The organism is Alteromonas sp. McT4-15, assembly GCF_020515205.1.
In the GTDB taxonomy this organism is placed as follows: domain Bacteria; phylum Pseudomonadota; class Gammaproteobacteria; order Enterobacterales; family Alteromonadaceae; genus Alteromonas.
The window spans coordinates 84,371-99,916 of sequence record NZ_JAJALG010000012.1 but is presented as its reverse complement, the minus strand read 5'-3'; the positions used below and the strand labels follow the sequence as shown (position 1 = coordinate 99,916).

The window sequence follows — 15,546 nt, the reverse complement described above, 5'->3', positions numbered from 1 at the left end:
TCTGATCACCAAACGTCATGAATGTTCCCTTTATTTTTTATCTTACTGAATTTTAGTCATTATTTGTGGGGATACCTCAGGGTTAGTCCTGCTTTTTTTGTGCCTGATACTTATCAAAAAGCCGCAACTAATCGTTCTATTGCAATCAGTAAAAAAGTGTTGCATATGGGCAACATCTTCATAATCAATCTACATCTCTCTTGCCTATATTGTTACCTAAGGTTATGGATTTATTGGGCTTTTTGCTGTTGGCATGTTCATTGTATTGTTAGTGGTTATAAAGCAATAGTAAAACAAGTAAAGCTGGATTAAGAATGGAATTTCTTCAGCGACGATAGAGAAGGTGTTGTTATGAAAAATATGAAAACGAAAAGTATTAAAGCGCTGTTTCAAGCAAATCGCATTCGTCAAAGTATGAAGCGCTCATTCACTACTTCTCTAGTTATTGCGGCACTTGCCACACTAACTGCGTGTGGTGGGTCAGGCGGCGCTGATAGCAACGACACCACACCTCCAGATACTCAGCCTACAACCACCACATTTTCACTTGCTGTCTCTGATGCTCCTGTAGACAACGCTAGCGAAGTTGTTGTGTATTTTGATGAGGTAGAACTTATTGGAAATGGCGAGCCCATTAGTTTTTCGGTTACTGATGAAAATAACGATCCGAGAAGTATTGATCTATTGAGCCTTCCTGGCGCTCAATTTGAAGTCATCGTCGAAGATATGGCGATACCCGTTGGTGAATACAACCAACTACGCCTAAGTGTGACAGACGATTCTTATATTGTAATGGACGAGGGAACATTCCCAATCCGTGTACCTAGCGGCGAATTAAAGTTAGACGGTTTTACCGCCCAACCAAATTTCGACGCGGCCTATACCGTTGAATTTGATTTGAGAAAAAGTCTTGTCGACCCGGTAGGCCAGCAAGTCATTATGTTAAAGCCAAGGGGTGTACGCTTAGCCCTTAATGACGACGTTGGTACGTTAGAAGGGACAGTAGACAGCGCACTTGTAATGGACGAAAAATGTGCGACTAAAACAGATATGTTTGCAGGAAATGCAGTCTATGTATACCAAGGTGAGCAAACGCTCATCGATAAGCTAGGTGATGATGCTGACGAGGGTGTAGACGACACCGAAGTAAGGCCATTCACAGTGGTTCCTGTCACTTATGACGACCAAAACGAAACATTCAATTTCACAGCGGGTTTTGTACCGCAGGGTGAGTACACAGTGAGCTTTTCGTGTGCTGCCTTATTCGATGAACCAGAAACCGACGAGGATGAAGAAGATGGGTTCTTCATACAATCTTCTGATGTAGTGTCGGTTACAGCCGGTGATGTTACTACCGTAAATATCGAATAGTCCCAGTTTGCGGGCAACGGACTGCTCGCCTTTTATTCCAAAACCGAGCCGAGTGCTCGGTTTTTTTATATGTCGGTTAACGTAAATTGCTGTGTATTAGTCGACGGTGTTGAACTATAAGTGTTTAAAAGCAGTTCTTTGTTGTTATGTAATACCTAATAGCTCTGAAGCGAAATGTTGTGCGCCAGAGTGTCATTCCCTTTATGAAAAATTGCTGAGGACCCAATATGTCAACAACAGACAGTTACACGCCACCTGAAGTTTGGACCCAAGATGAAGATGACGGCAATAAGTGGGCTAGTATTAATCGTCCAGTCTCAGGTGCTACGCACGACAAGACGCGCAACGTCGGCGAGCATGGCCTTCAGCTATATTCGTTGGCAACGCCAAATGGTCAGAAAGTCACTATAATGCTTGAAGAACTTTTAGCCGCTGGTGTAAATGAAGCTGAGTATGATGCGTGGCTTATTAATATCGGTGAGGGCGATCAGTTTTCTTCAGGTTTTGTTGATGTAAATCCCAACAGTAAAATTCCCGCGATGGTTGATACTACAACGTCACCAGAAACAAAGTTGTTTGAGTCGGGCTCTATTCTTGTCTATTTGGCTGAGAAATTTGGTAAGTTTATTCCAACCGAGCCACAGCAAAGAACGGCGTGTTTTAACTGGCTGTTCTGGCAAGTAGGCTCTGCACCGTACTTGGGTGGTGGCTTTGGGCACTTCTATAGTTATGCCCCGTACCCAATGGAATATCCCATTAACCGCTTTACTATGGAAACAAAACGCCAACTTGATGTACTTGATAAACATCTTGCGAAGAATGCGTTTATGGCTGGTGACGAATTCTCAATTGCCGATATCGCGATTTGGCCGTGGTATGGCAACCTTGTATTGGGCAATCTCTACGATGCAGCAATATTTTTACAAGTGCACGAGTACAAGCACCTATTACGTTGGGCACAGAAAATCGAACAGCGTGAGGGCGTTAAACGCGGTCGCATTGTAAACAAAACATGGGGTGAAGACGGGCAGCTTCCTAACAGGCACAGTGCCAGTGACATCGACGAGGCACTGGCCAACAAGTAGGCAATGCTATGCCAAATCAGCTTGCCATAGGTAACCTACACGCAAGCGTAGCGCTACAGATACTGATTAAAGTAGTCTGAAACTTTTGGCCACAAGTGCTGGCATTTTCGAGAGAAAAACTTCATGTGGCCAATTTCGCTGACACCATGCGCTTGTGGTTCAAGCTCTTCTACTTCTGCTTCCATATTTGGAAATACGCTTATCATGTCATGCACGTTGGCGATGTTAGCAATATCATCGTCGGTGGCTAACATCCACTTTGACGGCAGTGAAATATTGTCGTAGTGATGCGTTTTTACATCGTTCCCAAACGCCGTTTTCACGTAGCCACTCCCGTTACACCACTGCTGCCATTGGCGCGCTACTTTTTTAGGTAGTGGCTCTCCCATGCCCACCCACTGAGATTTAGTATGACCGAATAGAAGATTGCTCACGGGTATATATAAATTCATAAAGAAATGCGCTTTAAGTAAGTAACCCTTTCGCATGTTGCGCAAACTGCCTGACGAACTGCCAAAGTTACAAAACGCAGTTAAATCGTGCACGTTATGCATAAGGCCGAGTAGTTGCCCACCAGCACTGTGGCCTACTAGAAAGTAATGTACATTTGGAAAAAACACTTTGAGTGCTTCAAGCACGGCTGGCATATCTTGCTCGCCCCACTTGACTAATGAAGCGTCACTTTTATTCACCGTCGAGTGAGCTGATTCACCAATTCCTCGGTTATCAAAGGTAATAACACCAAAGCCTTGCTCGCATAAATAAGTAGCAAAAGCACTGTAAAACTGACGTTTTATTCCGGTGGCAGGGCCAATCATTATGGCCCCTTTTGCAGGAGACCGAGGCGAGAACAATGTGGCTGTTAACCGGGTACTGTCATTACATGTAACAGACGTGTGCTTAATAGAGATATCGCTCACGGTAATCCCATTTTCTGAAAGTTATCTGGTCGTACCAGTAAACCTGCAGCCACACGAAAATGCAATATAGTGAGCATTTATTTTAGTGATTATTGTCCATAGAAGTCTTAAAACAAAGCAAGCTAACATGCCTCACGTTAAGAGGTTATACTAAGAGCGTAAATACCTTTGAATTGCGCTGAAAGTTATAAAGTTCTTTTTTTACAGCAGGCAGTGCGCTGATATCGGCTGGCTCAAAACCTTGCTCCAAAAACCAGTGCGCAGTTACTGTGGTAAGCACAAATATACGCTCAATGCCTGCTTCTTTCGCACGTAGTCGAACTTCATCAAGAATGCGCTCTCCACGATTTTTACCACGATAATCCTGATGTGTGGCAACACATGCAAGCTCGGCACAGCCATCTTCAGGGTAGAGATAAAGCGCTGCACAGGCGATGATCATGCCGTCACGTACAATCACAATAAACTGATTAATTTCATTCTCTAAACGCTCGCGAGAGCGTTTCACTAGCACGCCGCTTTCTTCTAAGGGCTTAATCAATTTTAAAATACCACCCACGTCATCGATAGTGGCAGCGCGCAGTTGCTCGTAATGATGCTCCATTACCAGCGAACCCGTACCGTCGCGAGTGAAGAGTTCTTGCAGCAGAGCTCCGTCTTGCTCAAAGCTGATGCAGTGAGCACGAGGAACGCCGGCTGCGACGCTGGTGGTCAGTGCGCTAAGTACAGTGTCCTCTGTGGTGATGTCGCCAGCCATCATAAGCTGCTCTAGCTGCGGGCGCTCGATAGTGCGCAGTAGTCTACCTTCACGATTGTAAATACCGTCGAAGTTGGAAAACACAATGAGCTTGTCTGCCTTAAGCGCTATAGCCGCTTGTGTTGCCACATCTTCGTGAGACAGATTAAATACTTCACCGGTTGATGAGTAGCCCATAGGCGAGAGCAAAACAATAGAGCCGTCGTTAAGATGATCATTAATGCCGGTGGTGTCAATGCGGCGTACAAGGCCGGTATTTTCAAAATCAACCCCATTGCGCACGCCCATAGGCTTTGCCACTACTAAGTTGCCTGAGCAAACCCGAATTTGCGAGCCATGCATGGGCGAATTCGGCAATCCCATTGTAAGTAGCGCTTCAACCTGAGAACGTACAGAGCCTGCGGCATCTTTTACGCATTCAAGGGTTTGTTTGTCGGTAATACGCACACCACTATCAAAACGACCCTCTATATTGCGAAGTGCCACACGCTGATCAATTTGAGGGCGAGCACCGTGCACTACCACAACGCGAACGCCCAAACTATTTAGAAGGGCAATGTCGTGGATAATATTGGGGAAGTTCGGGTGTTCAATGGCTTCGCCACCGAACATTAGCACAAAGGTTTTTCCCTGATGCGCGTTAATGTAAGGTAACGAACTGCGAAACAGTTTAATACCATCGTGATGTGCTAATACCATTTGCGTGTCCTTTGCTACTAGCCTTGTTTGTCCAAGTTTTCCAGCTCTTGATACAGTGCTTTTGTCACGGTTTCTTTGCTGGTGCCACCTAGAATATTGCGCTGATTTACGCCGTATTCCAGTTGAAGCACTGGGTAAACATCGTCTTCTATCTTGTCGCAAATAGCTTGCATATCGCTAAGTGGTAAATCTTCAATTGCGCAGCCTTTATCAATGGCTTGAAGCACCACACGCCCGGCAATATCATGGCCTGTTCTAAACGGCACACCTTTACCTACCAGGTAGTCAGCCAGTTCAGTTGCGTTAGAGAAGCCTTGTGCAGCAGCTACACGGCAGCGCTCTTCGTTAAGTTGTAGTGAGTCCAGCACTTCACTGGCAATACACAAACAAATATGCCATTGATTTACCGTATCAATCGCGCCCTCTTTGTCTTCTTGCACATCTTTATTGTAGGCAAGGGGAAGGCCTTTCATGGTAACGAGTAGGGCTTGCAGCGAACCGAACACGCGACCGCACTTGCCACGCATAAGCTCAAGAGCATCGGGGTTTTTCTTTTGTGGCATCAGCGATGAACCAGATGTCACACTATCGCCTAACTGTAGAAAACCCGCTTCACCCGAGTTATAAAAAATCATATCTTCGGCAAGGCGTGATAAGTGCATCATGCTGGTGCTTGCTACAAACAAAAGTTCCAGCACAAAGTCTCTGTCAGACACGGCATCTAAGCTATTAAGACACGGAGAATCGAAACCAAGCTCCTCAGCAATAGCGTGGCGGTCTACGGGGAAGGTAGTGCCTGCCAAGGCGCCAGAGCCAAGAGGACACTGGTTCATACGTACTTTTAAGTCATCTAAACGGCTTAAATCACGCTTTAGCATTTCTACGTAAGCTAAGCACCAGTGCGCAAAGTGAATAGGCTGTGCACGCTGTAGGTGAGTATAACCCGGAATAATCGCTTCCTGATGACGGCTTGCGGCATTAAGCAGAGACTTAATAACACCCAGTACATCATCGCGCAGTGAGGCAATATGCTCGCGTACCCACAGACGAAAGTCAGTGGCTACTTGGTCGTTACGGCTTCGCCCAGTATGAAGTTTGCGGCCAATGTCACCAAGCTTCTCAATTAGCGCAGCTTCTACAAAGCTATGAATGTCTTCTTCGCTTGACGCATTGAAATCTAATTCACCCGCTTCGGCCTGTGCTTTTAACTCGCTAAGTGCGCCTTCAAGTTGTGCTTGCTCATCAACCGTCAGTACACCTGCTTTTTGCAAAGCGCGCGACCAGCTTATAGAGCCTTGAATATCTTGGCTTGCCATAACTTGGTCAAACGGCAGCGAGTCGTTAACCTGTTTAAACATACTACTTGCACCGGATTCAAACCGGCCACCCCACAACGCCATGTGATGCTCCTTAAATGCTTTTAATACCTAACTCATTAACCTTGGTTTTTAAGCGCCGCAATACGACTTGACAGGCTGAACAGGCGAATAAAGCCTTCAGCGTGCTTTTGGTCGTAAACGTCATCGGCACCAAAGGTAGCGAAGTCTTCAGAGTAAAGGCTGTTAGGCGAACGACGCTGCGTTACCGTTGCTTGTCCTTTGTATAACTTAACCACGATATCGCCAGTGACTTTCTGAGCAAACGAGGCTGCACCGGCTAATAGCGCATCGTTAAGTGCAGTAAACCAACGGCCGTCGTACATCACGTGTGAAAATTCAAGGCCAATTTGCTCTCGGTACTTAAGCGCTGCTTTATCCAGTACCATTGTCTCAAGGGCTTTATAGGCTTTAAGTAGTACGGTGCCCCCTGGGGTTTCATAACAGCCGCGCGACTTCATGCCGACAAGACGGTTTTCAACAATATCGATACGTCCAACACCGTGCGCCGCAGCTACAGTATTTAATTTTACTAACGCTTGATACGGAGACAGTGCTTCACCATCAACATGAGTCAGCTTCCCTTCGTTGAAAGACAGCGTTACACGCTCAGGCGTATCTGGCGCATCTTCAGGGTCGACAGTCATGGTCCACACTTGCTTGGTAGGCTCTTGCCATGGATCCTCAAGCTCGCCACCTTCATGTGAGATGTGCCATGCATTTGCATCGCGGCTGTAAATCTTCGTTGCTGATGCGGTAGTTGGGATGTTGCGTTCGGCAAGGTAGGCAAGTAGGTCTTCACGGCTCACCATATCCCATTCACGCCACGGTGCAATAACGGTTAGATCAGGGGCAAGGGCGGCAAAGGTGCTTTCAAAACGCACTTGGTCGTTACCTTTACCTGTGCACCCATGGCATAGGGCATCAGCACCTACTTTACGTGCAATCTCGACTTGTGCTTTCGCAATCACTGGACGCGCCATCGATGTACCAAGCAGGTACTCACCTTCGTATACCGCGCCAGTTGTAATGGTCGGGAAGATATACTCACTAACAAATTCTTCTTTCAAGTCAACAATGTGGCACTCGCTTGCGCCCGATGCGATGGCTTTTTCATGAAGGCCCTCAAGCTCTTCATCGCCTTGACCAACATCTGCCGCAAACGCGACAACTTCGCAGCCATAGTTTTCTTTAAGCCATGGAATGATGGCTGAAGTATCAAGCCCACCAGAGTAGGCCAGCACAATCTTTTTAACGTTTTGCATCTAAGTAATCCTCTTAAGCGTCTTTTATGCGTCTTGCTAGGCGCTAAGTAATTGAGTAAGGATGGCGTTCTGGCCATGCATTCTATTTTCGGCTTGCTGCATTAACAGCGACTTATCGCTATCAATCAATGAGCCTGTAATTTCTAAATCGCGATGGGCGGGTTGGCAATGCATTACGTAGCTTGCGCCCGTCGTCTCCATCAGCGCTTCATTCACCTGATACGGTGCAAATTTCTCTTTTATGTCTGCAAGTGGTGTGTCATCACCCATAGATAGCCAAGTATCGGTATAAATGACATCTGCACCGTTTGCGGCGCTTAAGTCATGGCTTTGCACAATAGATACACCGGTTTTATCTGCAATAGCTTGCGCTTGCGCCACAATGTCAGCATGAGCTTCGTGACCTTTTGGCGTTACAACCACTTGGTTACAGCCAAGTAATGCGCCCACAATCAGCAATGAATGTGTTACGTTGTTACCGTCACCCACGTACGCCATGGTTAATCCTTCAGTCTTGCCGAAACGTTCAAACATAGTGAGGTAGTCAGCAAGTCCTTGGCACGGATGATACTTATCGCAAAGCGCATTGATCACCGGTACATTCGCGGCTTTAGAAAAGGTTTCTAGGGTAGTGTGCGAGAAAACGCGCGCCACAATAGCATCGGCCCAGCAGGCTAAGTTCGCCGCAGTATCAACAGCATCTTCTCGGCCAGCCAATTTGCCCGACTGCACATCTAAATACACCATGTGACCACCAAGCTTATTAATACCAATATCAAAACTCACGCGGGTGCGTAGAGACGGTTTCTCAAACAGGGCAACTACAGACTTTCCTGCCAGTACATTGCTGTAGCTTGCAGGGGCTTGTTTAATTTCTACTGCTAGTTGCAGCAACTGTTGCATTGCTTCTGGTGTCCAGTCTGCAAAGGTAAGTAGGTCCTGTTTCATTATACGTCTCCAGCTTGCTGCGATTTCGTATTTGCAGCATTTGTAGGTTTTATTTGTGTACCTGTGTTTTGGTTAAGGATATCGGCAATGTCAGCTATCCAGCTGGCAATAAATACGGGGCGTTGAAGGGTGTCTGCAGAAGCAAGAGCCGCATCGACTTTCACTTTCATACCGTCAGTGATGACGCCCTCACTGGCATAATGGGCAATGCTTTGTGCATCAAGTTCGCGTATCAGCATTTTATCCGCGTCTAACACGCCATCTACGTTAGAGAGCAGTAGCAATTCAGCATCTAGAAGCTCAGCGATTACCGTTGCAGCTTGGTCGGCATTAACGTTAAGTAATCTGCCTTGGGGGCTTGAACCAATTGAGCTAATTACAGGTAGGGTATGCTGCGCGAGTACGTTCTTTAGAAAAGCTGCATCTGCGGTTGACGGCACACCTACCGCACCGTATTGATCGGCAAGTGGCTCGCAGACGACCATATTACCATCTAGTAGTGACAGACCCACCGGCGTTAAACCACTGGCGATGGCGGCGGCGCACAATTGTTTATTGGCCGACCCTGCTAATGCGCCACAGATGTATGGCATATGTTCATCAGGAGTAACGCGTAGGCCATCAATTTTAGTACTTTGTAGTCCAAGACTTGCCATGAGTGTCTCAACTAACGGTCCACCACCGTGCACCACAACGACAGGGCGTGCAGTTTGCACTTCTTTAACACTTAAAAATAAGCGGGCCATAGCCGGTGCATCATCAAGTAATGCACCGCCAACTTTAATAACTATTGGTGAACGGCTCATAGTACTAACCCTGTTTCTACTGGCTGTGCTGTCATGATATTTAGGCATTGAATAGCTTGCGAAGCTGCGCCTTTCATGACGTTGTCTATTGCTGCGGTAACCACGGCATACCCCGATGTTTCATCTAACTTCCAATGCAAATCAACAAACGGGGTGTGCGCAACATCATCAATTTTAGGGAAGCTGTCGCGCAAACGCACAATAGGTTTATCAGCATAGGCTTCACAGTACGCTTGTTCAAGTTGAGCACTGGTTACGCCTGCTTTTACTTTTACGGTAACAGTAGCCAAAATGCCGCGTTTGAAATTACCTAAATGTGGGGTAAATATGACTGGCGCACCAAGATAGGCTTCTATCTCTGGTGTGTGACGGTGTCCTAATACGCCATAGGCTTGCAGGCTTACTTCAAAAAAACTGGTAGTAAGGCTGGCCTTTCTACCGGCACCGGATACACCCGAAACGGCATTGATAACGGGCCTTACGCTATCATCAAGTAGATGCTTGTTTGCTAATGGCTTAAGCGCACTTAAACTGGCAGTTGGGTAACAGCCAGGTACGGCTATTATATTCGCGCTGGCAATATCACTGGCATACCATTCGGCAAGGCCATAAACCGCTTTGTTAAGGCTTTCTTCTTGAGTGTGGGCGAAGCCATAAAACTGCGCAAACACGTCAGTATCTTTTAGCCTAAATGCACCTGATAAATCGAGTATCTTTGCACGTCCTGACGACAGAATTGGCATCCAGTCATGGCTAGCCTCGTGAGGTGTGGCTAAAAAGACAAAATCCACACTTTGTGACAGTTCCAAGAGCGCTTCATCTGAAATAGGTGTAAGTACCGCATTTACGTGGGCAAGATTGCCATGCAGTTGGGCAATGGACTTACCTGCATCGGCACTATTTTCAGATACATAAGTACCTTTAAGTGCGAGTACAGGATGCTGCATCACCAACTGGACAAGTTGTGCTCCTGTGTAACCACTGGCACCAATAATTGCAACGTTATACATAACTAAAAATTCAATAAAGGGAGAAAAAAATCACTTTTTACCTTTGTAAACTGATTGGGCGTATTCCTTTGCCTAACCGCTACCACATCACAAAGGTAAAAAGTGTGCTAACGCAAAAGCATAGACGAATATGCGCATCGTCGCGCGCTATGCAGCACGTAGCCAGCCAGGGGAGAGGTTAACTCTTTGTCGTTGTAAGCTATAAAACCAACAACTCGAGTTGGTTGTGCCATCACGCATTCCTATATCGATTAACCCATGTAAGGGTTAGATGCTTAAACCGTGTACTAGTTTATCTATTTTGAATGTTTATGCAATATAAATGTATAAATATTTTTGTGCGATGTGGGCGAGGGTGACCAATAAGAGTAATAAGCATGATACAATTAAAGTTATTACAAGAAGTTGACAGTTGAAGTTATTAAACTGAATATTTATATTAAAAGCGCTACATGCGGATGTGCTGCTTGTATATACAAAGAAAAGACAAAAAACAAACAGTAGGGCTCGACTAAAATGAGTAAATTAACGCTAGCGCTTGTCGCTCATGATCATAAAAAGCCAGAGCTACTTGAATGGGTAAAGACACATATAGACGTGCTTAAACAATGCAATTTGGTGGCTACCGGCACAACGGGAGGGCTTATTGCAAGTGAAACTGGGCTTGATGTGACGCGTTATAAGAGCGGGCCGCTTGGTGGTGATCAACAGATTGGGGCGCTTATTGCTGAAAATAAGCTTGATGCGTTATTTTTTTTCTGGGACCCGCTTAATGCTGCACCGCACGATCCTGATGTAAAAGCATTGCTTCGTTTGTGCTCTGTGTGGAATGTACCTGTGGCGTGTACACCAGCAACAGCAGACCTCGTGGTAACATCACCTTTGTTTTTATCACCGGATTACAAACCAGTAAAACCCAATTTTTAAGCGGTCGTGAACAGAAAAAATTAAGCAAAAAGCGTTGATGAGTAGCATCAACGCTTTTTTATAACTACGTATTCAGGTTAGCGTTTAAGACCTGAAAATATCGCGTAGCGCTCTTTCTTCCTTACGTTTTTCTTTAAGTGTGTTTTGCTGCGCTTCGGTCAACACGGCAAACATCGCTTGATGATGTTTTGCTTTTGCGACGCCTGCGTTAACCAGCTCGTCTTTGTACTGAGCAACTAACGCATCAAATGCATCTTTTGAAAACGCCGAGCTTCGAATTAACGCTTGCTGCGCTTCTTTAAAACTACGCATGGTCTCACGATGTGTCGCCATAGCATCCTTCATGTCTTCTCTAAGAGTTGCAAGCGTTGCCTTTTGCTCGTCACTGAGATCGAGGCCTCTAAAGGGCATAGGATGGCCGCGTTCGTGCGACTGTCCTCGTTTCGCGAAATGGGCCTCACGCCTTTCGTTACTTTCTTGACGCGACTGCATACGCGATTCGCGTTTGGCTTCGCGCTTTTCTTCTCGTGCTAGCATCAAAGCTTGCTGCTCTGAAGTAAGCACATTAAAGATGTCGTGACGCAACTGCGCAAGCGCGAAAAATGTCGCCTCTTTTGCGGTAATCTTCTGTGTAACGAATTCAGTGAGCTGTGCCTCTGAAGCTGTCGCTAACTCAAACTCAGGGATATCATTTTCCGCAAACACTGGGCGAGGGTTAGCAGTTTTAAACGTACTCACTAAACCTTTTATTTCCTCGCGCTGCGCATCAGATAGCGACAGGCCTCGCAAGTGTTTAATCATATTATGAACAGGCTCATGATGACGCATTTCGTGGCCAGCGTGTTTTGCTGATGCCACGCCACATACACTGATTGTGGCAACAATCGCACTGGCAATTAATACTCTTTTCATCGTCGTCTCCTTTTTGTTCGGACAATACAAAGAGTAACGCCATTTAAAATCAATGCAGTCAAGGTAACGTAAAGCTAATGTAAAGGGGGTAACGAATCGAGATTGTAAAGGTCTGAAACGTTATAGTAGAAGTGTGTCAGTGTAAAAAATGGTGAAGCAACCATACAAAGGCGCTTTAATGGTGGAGAGTTCTGATATGGATCAGGCAGTCAGCGAGTTAAAAATTATGAGTTCAGACTATCAATTACAATCTGTGCTAGTCATCGACGATGATATTGAGCTAACCGATATGCTTTCAACTTACCTCAATAGTATGGGGTACAAAGTTAAGGTTTGTAATGATGGCGAAGCCGGTTTGGCTGAAGCGGTATCAGGACATCATTATGATTTAATATTGCTTGATGTAATGATGCCAAAAATGGACGGCTTCGACGTACTGAAAAAGTTACGAGCAAGTCATACTACACCTGTTCTAATGCTTACCGCTCGCGGCGATGATTACGATCGCATACTGGGGTTAGAAATGGGGGCTGATGATTATCTGCCTAAGCCTTTTAACCATCGAGAATTAGTGGCGCGTATTAAAGCCATCGTGCGTCGACATAATATTGCTTCGCTTGGCGGAGGTGCGATTGAGCAAGATCTTGTGATTAATGGCATATTCTTAAGCCCAAGTAGTCAGTCAGCAAAAGTTGATGAGACAGAGTTAACATTGACTACTACTGAGTTTTCCATTTTAAGACTGCTCATGCTAAATGCTGCTAAACGCGTCACCAAAGAAGAAATTAGCCTTAAGATCCTCGGTAAACCCTTACAGGCGTTCGACCGCAGTATCGACATGCATGTCAGTAATTTGCGCAAAAAAATCGCAGGTGCGGCGCATGATGAGAAAATAAAAACGATTCGAGGTGTCGGTTACATGTTGCTGCTCAACAAAGAATAGCGTGGCAAATAATCGCCCAGCGCAGTCAGTAAATAATTGAGCGGCAAAAAAGGTAGTTAGCATGCTAAGCAACGTTCTAAAGAGAGTAAATCCAGCCCGTGCGATTATGGGGCGGCTTTTCTTATGGTTTTGGGTGACGTTTATAGTCACAGCACTTCTTGCCATTTGGGGAAGCAGGGTGTTTTTTGAAGAGCTTGAAGTCGTTGATGTCAAACCTCGTGACGTTGCCGAGCTTAACGCTATATCTCAGCGATTAGCACGTCCTCGACTAGCGGATGCATCGTTATTAGAACTACTCAATCGTAGCTCACGGGGATTGCGCGGACGCTTAGCTGCAATCAACATTGCCACAGAGGAGCTGACTATTGCTGGTGGGCCGCCGCTTCGCGCAAATGACAAGAGAGATTTGCAGCGCTTGGTTAGTCAATCATCTCCCATTGCGATTAAACGCGGGGCAATCAAACTCGTTGGCCCAGTCTTCTTTGAGCGAAACGGCGAAAGATACGCGCTGTTCTCAGCTAAATTCGATATGCCAGAAAGAAAAGCACCACCAGTGCTGTTGTTTCTTATTATCGCGCTTGTCACAACCACCCTACTGAGTTGGCTATTTGCTCGAACATTGACTAATCCAATCTTACATATTCAAGGCTCAGTAAAAAAACTCGCAGGGGGTGATTGGCATACGCGGGTTGACAAGGCCGCTAACCGACAAGACGAGCTAGGGCAACTTGCCCGCGACTTTAATACCATGGCAGAACAGCTGGAATCGATGTGGGGGGCGCAAAAGCGTCTTCTCGCCGATGTGTCGCATGAATTGCGCTCGCCACTCGCGCGACTTCAAATGGCTTTGGGGTTAGCACATCAGCAAAACGTAGACCCTGAAACGCTGACGCGTGTGGAGCGTGAGGCTGACAGAATGGAAGCGCTGATTAGGCAACTACTCGCGTTGAGCCGTGCCGAGGCCGGAGAAGTGTCACTTCAAACGATACCGCTTAGTCTTGCCTTAAATGACGTGTTTACCGATGCGAATTTTGAGGCAGCAAATTCTAATAAGCAGCTGCTCATACAAGCGATTCCTGAGTATACCGTGTGTGTGGATAGTATGATGTTATGCAGAGCGGTTGAAAATGTTCTGCGTAATGCAATTCGCCATAGTCACTATCTGACCGAAGTATCCTTTAATGCCGATGCAACACATTGGTTTATTCACATAACCGATGATGGCGATGGCTTGTCAAAAGAGGAATGCGAACGCATATTTGCACCATTTTACAGAGCCTCTTTAGCCCGAGAGCGGGAGTCTGGTGGCGTTGGATTAGGTTTATCCATTGCAAAAGCGGCGGTTGAGTTGCATCATGGAAGGATAACGGCCGCACCCGCAAATAAAGGTGGTCTTCACGTAACACTTGCCTTTAAAAAGCAATAGCAAAGAGACGGTAAGGTTAGACTACTGATGTAGTAATGCTACTTGAATCTGACGCGGGGCGGTGAGTAAACACTCTTCATTTTGGTAAAAGTAGGTGCCTGTATGAACTGGACGTTCACATCTGAACACAACTTAGCAACGACATTTGCCACGCAAATAAATCCTTTCTGGCGAGATAATGTAACCGAAGGCGCATTTACCGGCAAAGATGACATTAATGTTCGCTACGCGTACTGTGTTCCAGAGTCGCCAAAGTCCACCATAGTGATTAGCTCTGGGCGTATAGAGTCGTACCTAAAGTACAAAGAGTTTATCTACGACCTTTACCAAAATGGGTTTGCCGTTTTTATTCTTGATCATCGGGGGCAAGGTCTTTCTGGCCGAATGACCCATGATCCTCAGCATGGTTATGTGGCCAGTTTTGATGACTATGTCGATGACTTAATAACGTTTGTCGATACTATCGTAAAGCCGCTACAACAGGGTGAATTACAGTTAGTGTGTCACTCGATGGGGGGGGCAATTGGTGCATTGACACTTATTCGGATGCCTAACCTCTTTACAAGAGCGGTGTTAGCTTCACCGATGTTTGGCATCAAACCAGCGCTCCCTAATTGGCTTGCAAACGGGCTAATTCGGACTGGGTTAGCCGTAAACCGAATGAAGAAGCGAGACTCGGGATACTTCTTCGGTCAAACACCTTATATCGCATTTCCCTATTCACTGAATAAGCTCACCCACAGTAAAACGCGATATAGCTTATTTAGAGAGCTCTACGACGAAGAACAAGAAATTCAGCTTGGCGGTGTGACGACTGAATGGTTAAAAGCGGCGCATGAGGCGATGAATACCATAGAGAGCAGTGCGCGAGCCATTACAACGCCAACCCTATTATTAAGTGCTGATGGCGACAGCATTATCGACAATAAACGACAACGCCGTGTAGCCCAGCAAATGCCAAACACAACACTAGAAATCATACCGCGCGCTTATCACGAACTCTTTACTGAATCTGATGACATCAGAGAGCGTACACTTGCCCGCGTACTAGATTTCTTATCTGCTAATTAGGTCATGTTGCTATAGCGCATAGTATTGTAC

Annotated in this window: 14 protein-coding genes; 6 read left to right on the top strand and 8 right to left on the bottom strand. The window is 46.0% G+C overall.

Going from position 1 to position 15,546, the window contains the following annotated elements:
* Positions 1-351: 351 nt before the first annotated feature.
* Both LHL20_RS11045 and yghU read left to right on the top strand, forming a co-directional pair.
* On the top strand, positions 352-1,371 hold the full coding sequence (locus LHL20_RS11045) for a DUF4382 domain-containing protein (RefSeq protein WP_226433356.1): 1,020 nt from the start codon (positions 352-354) through the stop codon (positions 1,369-1,371).
* 227 nt (positions 1,372-1,598) lie between these two features.
* Positions 1,599-2,456 (top strand): glutathione-dependent disulfide-bond oxidoreductase, encoded by an 858-nt coding sequence (gene yghU, locus LHL20_RS11040; protein WP_226433355.1) that lies wholly within the window; start codon positions 1,599-1,601, stop codon positions 2,454-2,456.
* Positions 2,457-2,509: 53 nt separating this feature from the next.
* Here yghU and LHL20_RS11035 read toward each other — a convergent pair whose 3' ends face one another.
* The 7 genes from LHL20_RS11035 to argC form a co-directional block, all read right to left on the bottom strand.
* Positions 2,510-3,376, bottom strand: coding sequence for an alpha/beta hydrolase family protein (locus LHL20_RS11035; RefSeq protein ID WP_226433354.1), 867 nt, complete (start codon positions 3,374-3,376; stop codon positions 2,510-2,512).
* Positions 3,377-3,521: 145 nt separating this feature from the next.
* On the bottom strand, positions 3,522-4,832 hold the full coding sequence (argA, locus tag LHL20_RS11030; RefSeq protein WP_226433353.1) for an amino-acid N-acetyltransferase: 1,311 nt from the start codon (positions 4,830-4,832) through the stop codon (positions 3,522-3,524).
* 17 nt (positions 4,833-4,849) lie between these two features.
* A complete protein-coding gene (argH, locus tag LHL20_RS11025; RefSeq protein ID WP_226433352.1) occupies positions 4,850-6,232 on the bottom strand; it encodes an argininosuccinate lyase in 1,383 nt (460 codons plus the stop codon).
* A 35-nt stretch (positions 6,233-6,267) separates the two neighbouring features.
* The gene (locus tag LHL20_RS11020; protein WP_226433351.1) at positions 6,268-7,473 is read right to left on the bottom strand and encodes an argininosuccinate synthase; all 1,206 of its coding nucleotides are present in this window, start codon (positions 7,471-7,473) and stop codon (positions 6,268-6,270) included.
* Between the two features lie 36 nt (positions 7,474-7,509).
* Complete coding sequence (locus LHL20_RS11015; protein WP_226433350.1) at positions 7,510-8,421, bottom strand: ornithine carbamoyltransferase; 912 nt, start codon at positions 8,419-8,421, stop codon at positions 7,510-7,512.
* Positions 8,421-9,227, bottom strand: coding sequence for an acetylglutamate kinase (gene argB / locus LHL20_RS11010; RefSeq protein WP_226433349.1), 807 nt, complete (start codon positions 9,225-9,227; stop codon positions 8,421-8,423). The genes LHL20_RS11015 and argB overlap by 1 nt, the downstream gene beginning before the upstream one ends.
* On the bottom strand, positions 9,224-10,237 hold the full coding sequence (gene argC, locus LHL20_RS11005) for an N-acetyl-gamma-glutamyl-phosphate reductase (RefSeq protein ID WP_226433348.1): 1,014 nt from the start codon (positions 10,235-10,237) through the stop codon (positions 9,224-9,226). Before argC ends, argB begins: the two co-directional genes overlap by 4 nt.
* A gap of 516 nt (positions 10,238-10,753) precedes the next feature.
* Here argC and LHL20_RS11000 point away from each other — a divergent pair.
* Positions 10,754-11,164 carry a methylglyoxal synthase gene (locus tag LHL20_RS11000; RefSeq protein ID WP_226433347.1) on the top strand — a complete coding sequence of 137 codons (411 nt, stop codon included), beginning with the start codon at positions 10,754-10,756 and terminating at the stop codon, positions 11,162-11,164.
* Between the two features lie 84 nt (positions 11,165-11,248).
* On the opposite strand, the gene LHL20_RS10995 is transcribed toward LHL20_RS11000, so the two are convergent.
* On the bottom strand, positions 11,249-12,076 hold the full coding sequence (locus LHL20_RS10995; protein ID WP_226433346.1) for a Spy/CpxP family protein refolding chaperone: 828 nt from the start codon (positions 12,074-12,076) through the stop codon (positions 11,249-11,251).
* Between the two features lie 196 nt (positions 12,077-12,272).
* Here LHL20_RS10995 and LHL20_RS10990 point away from each other — a divergent pair, with 196 nt between their 5' ends.
* The 3 genes from LHL20_RS10990 to LHL20_RS10980 all read left to right on the top strand — a co-directional run bounded on the left by LHL20_RS10990 (position 12,273) and on the right by LHL20_RS10980 (position 15,516).
* Entirely contained in the window at positions 12,273-13,019 is a 747-nt protein-coding gene (locus LHL20_RS10990) for a response regulator transcription factor (RefSeq protein ID WP_202263331.1), read from the top strand.
* A gap of 61 nt (positions 13,020-13,080) precedes the next feature.
* Complete coding sequence (locus tag LHL20_RS10985) at positions 13,081-14,445, top strand: ATP-binding protein (RefSeq protein ID WP_226433345.1); 1,365 nt, start codon at positions 13,081-13,083, stop codon at positions 14,443-14,445.
* 102 nt (positions 14,446-14,547) lie between these two features.
* Positions 14,548-15,516: an alpha/beta fold hydrolase gene (locus LHL20_RS10980; RefSeq protein WP_159627322.1), complete on the top strand. Its 969-nt coding sequence runs from the start codon at positions 14,548-14,550 to the stop codon at positions 15,514-15,516.
* Positions 15,517-15,546: the final 30 nt, after the last annotated feature.

Bases quoted from the DNA above. Each gene is read 5' to 3' on its own strand.
- LHL20_RS11015 (WP_226433350.1), bottom strand. From the start codon at position 8,421: ATGAAACAGGACCTACTTACCTTTGCAGACTGGACACCAGAAGCAATG.
- LHL20_RS10990 (WP_202263331.1), top strand. From the start codon at position 12,273: ATGGATCAGGCAGTCAGCGAGTTAAAAATTATGAGTTCAGACTATCAA.
- LHL20_RS10995 (WP_226433346.1), bottom strand. From the start codon at position 12,076: ATGAAAAGAGTATTAATTGCCAGTGCGATTGTTGCCACAATCAGTGTA.
- LHL20_RS11045 (WP_226433356.1), top strand. From the start codon at position 352: ATGAAAAATATGAAAACGAAAAGTATTAAAGCGCTGTTTCAAGCAAAT.
- LHL20_RS10980 (WP_159627322.1), top strand. From the start codon at position 14,548: ATGAACTGGACGTTCACATCTGAACACAACTTAGCAACGACATTTGCC.
- argH (WP_226433352.1), bottom strand. From the start codon at position 6,232: ATGGCGTTGTGGGGTGGCCGGTTTGAATCCGGTGCAAGTAGTATGTTT.
- LHL20_RS11020 (WP_226433351.1), bottom strand. From the start codon at position 7,473: ATGCAAAACGTTAAAAAGATTGTGCTGGCCTACTCTGGTGGGCTTGAT.
- argC (WP_226433348.1), bottom strand. From the start codon at position 10,237: ATGTATAACGTTGCAATTATTGGTGCCAGTGGTTACACAGGAGCACAA.
- LHL20_RS10985 (WP_226433345.1), top strand. From the start codon at position 13,081: ATGCTAAGCAACGTTCTAAAGAGAGTAAATCCAGCCCGTGCGATTATG.
- yghU (WP_226433355.1), top strand. From the start codon at position 1,599: ATGTCAACAACAGACAGTTACACGCCACCTGAAGTTTGGACCCAAGAT.
- argA (WP_226433353.1), bottom strand. From the start codon at position 4,832: ATGGTATTAGCACATCACGATGGTATTAAACTGTTTCGCAGTTCGTTA.
- LHL20_RS11000 (WP_226433347.1), top strand. From the start codon at position 10,754: ATGAGTAAATTAACGCTAGCGCTTGTCGCTCATGATCATAAAAAGCCA.
- argB (WP_226433349.1), bottom strand. From the start codon at position 9,227: ATGAGCCGTTCACCAATAGTTATTAAAGTTGGCGGTGCATTACTTGAT.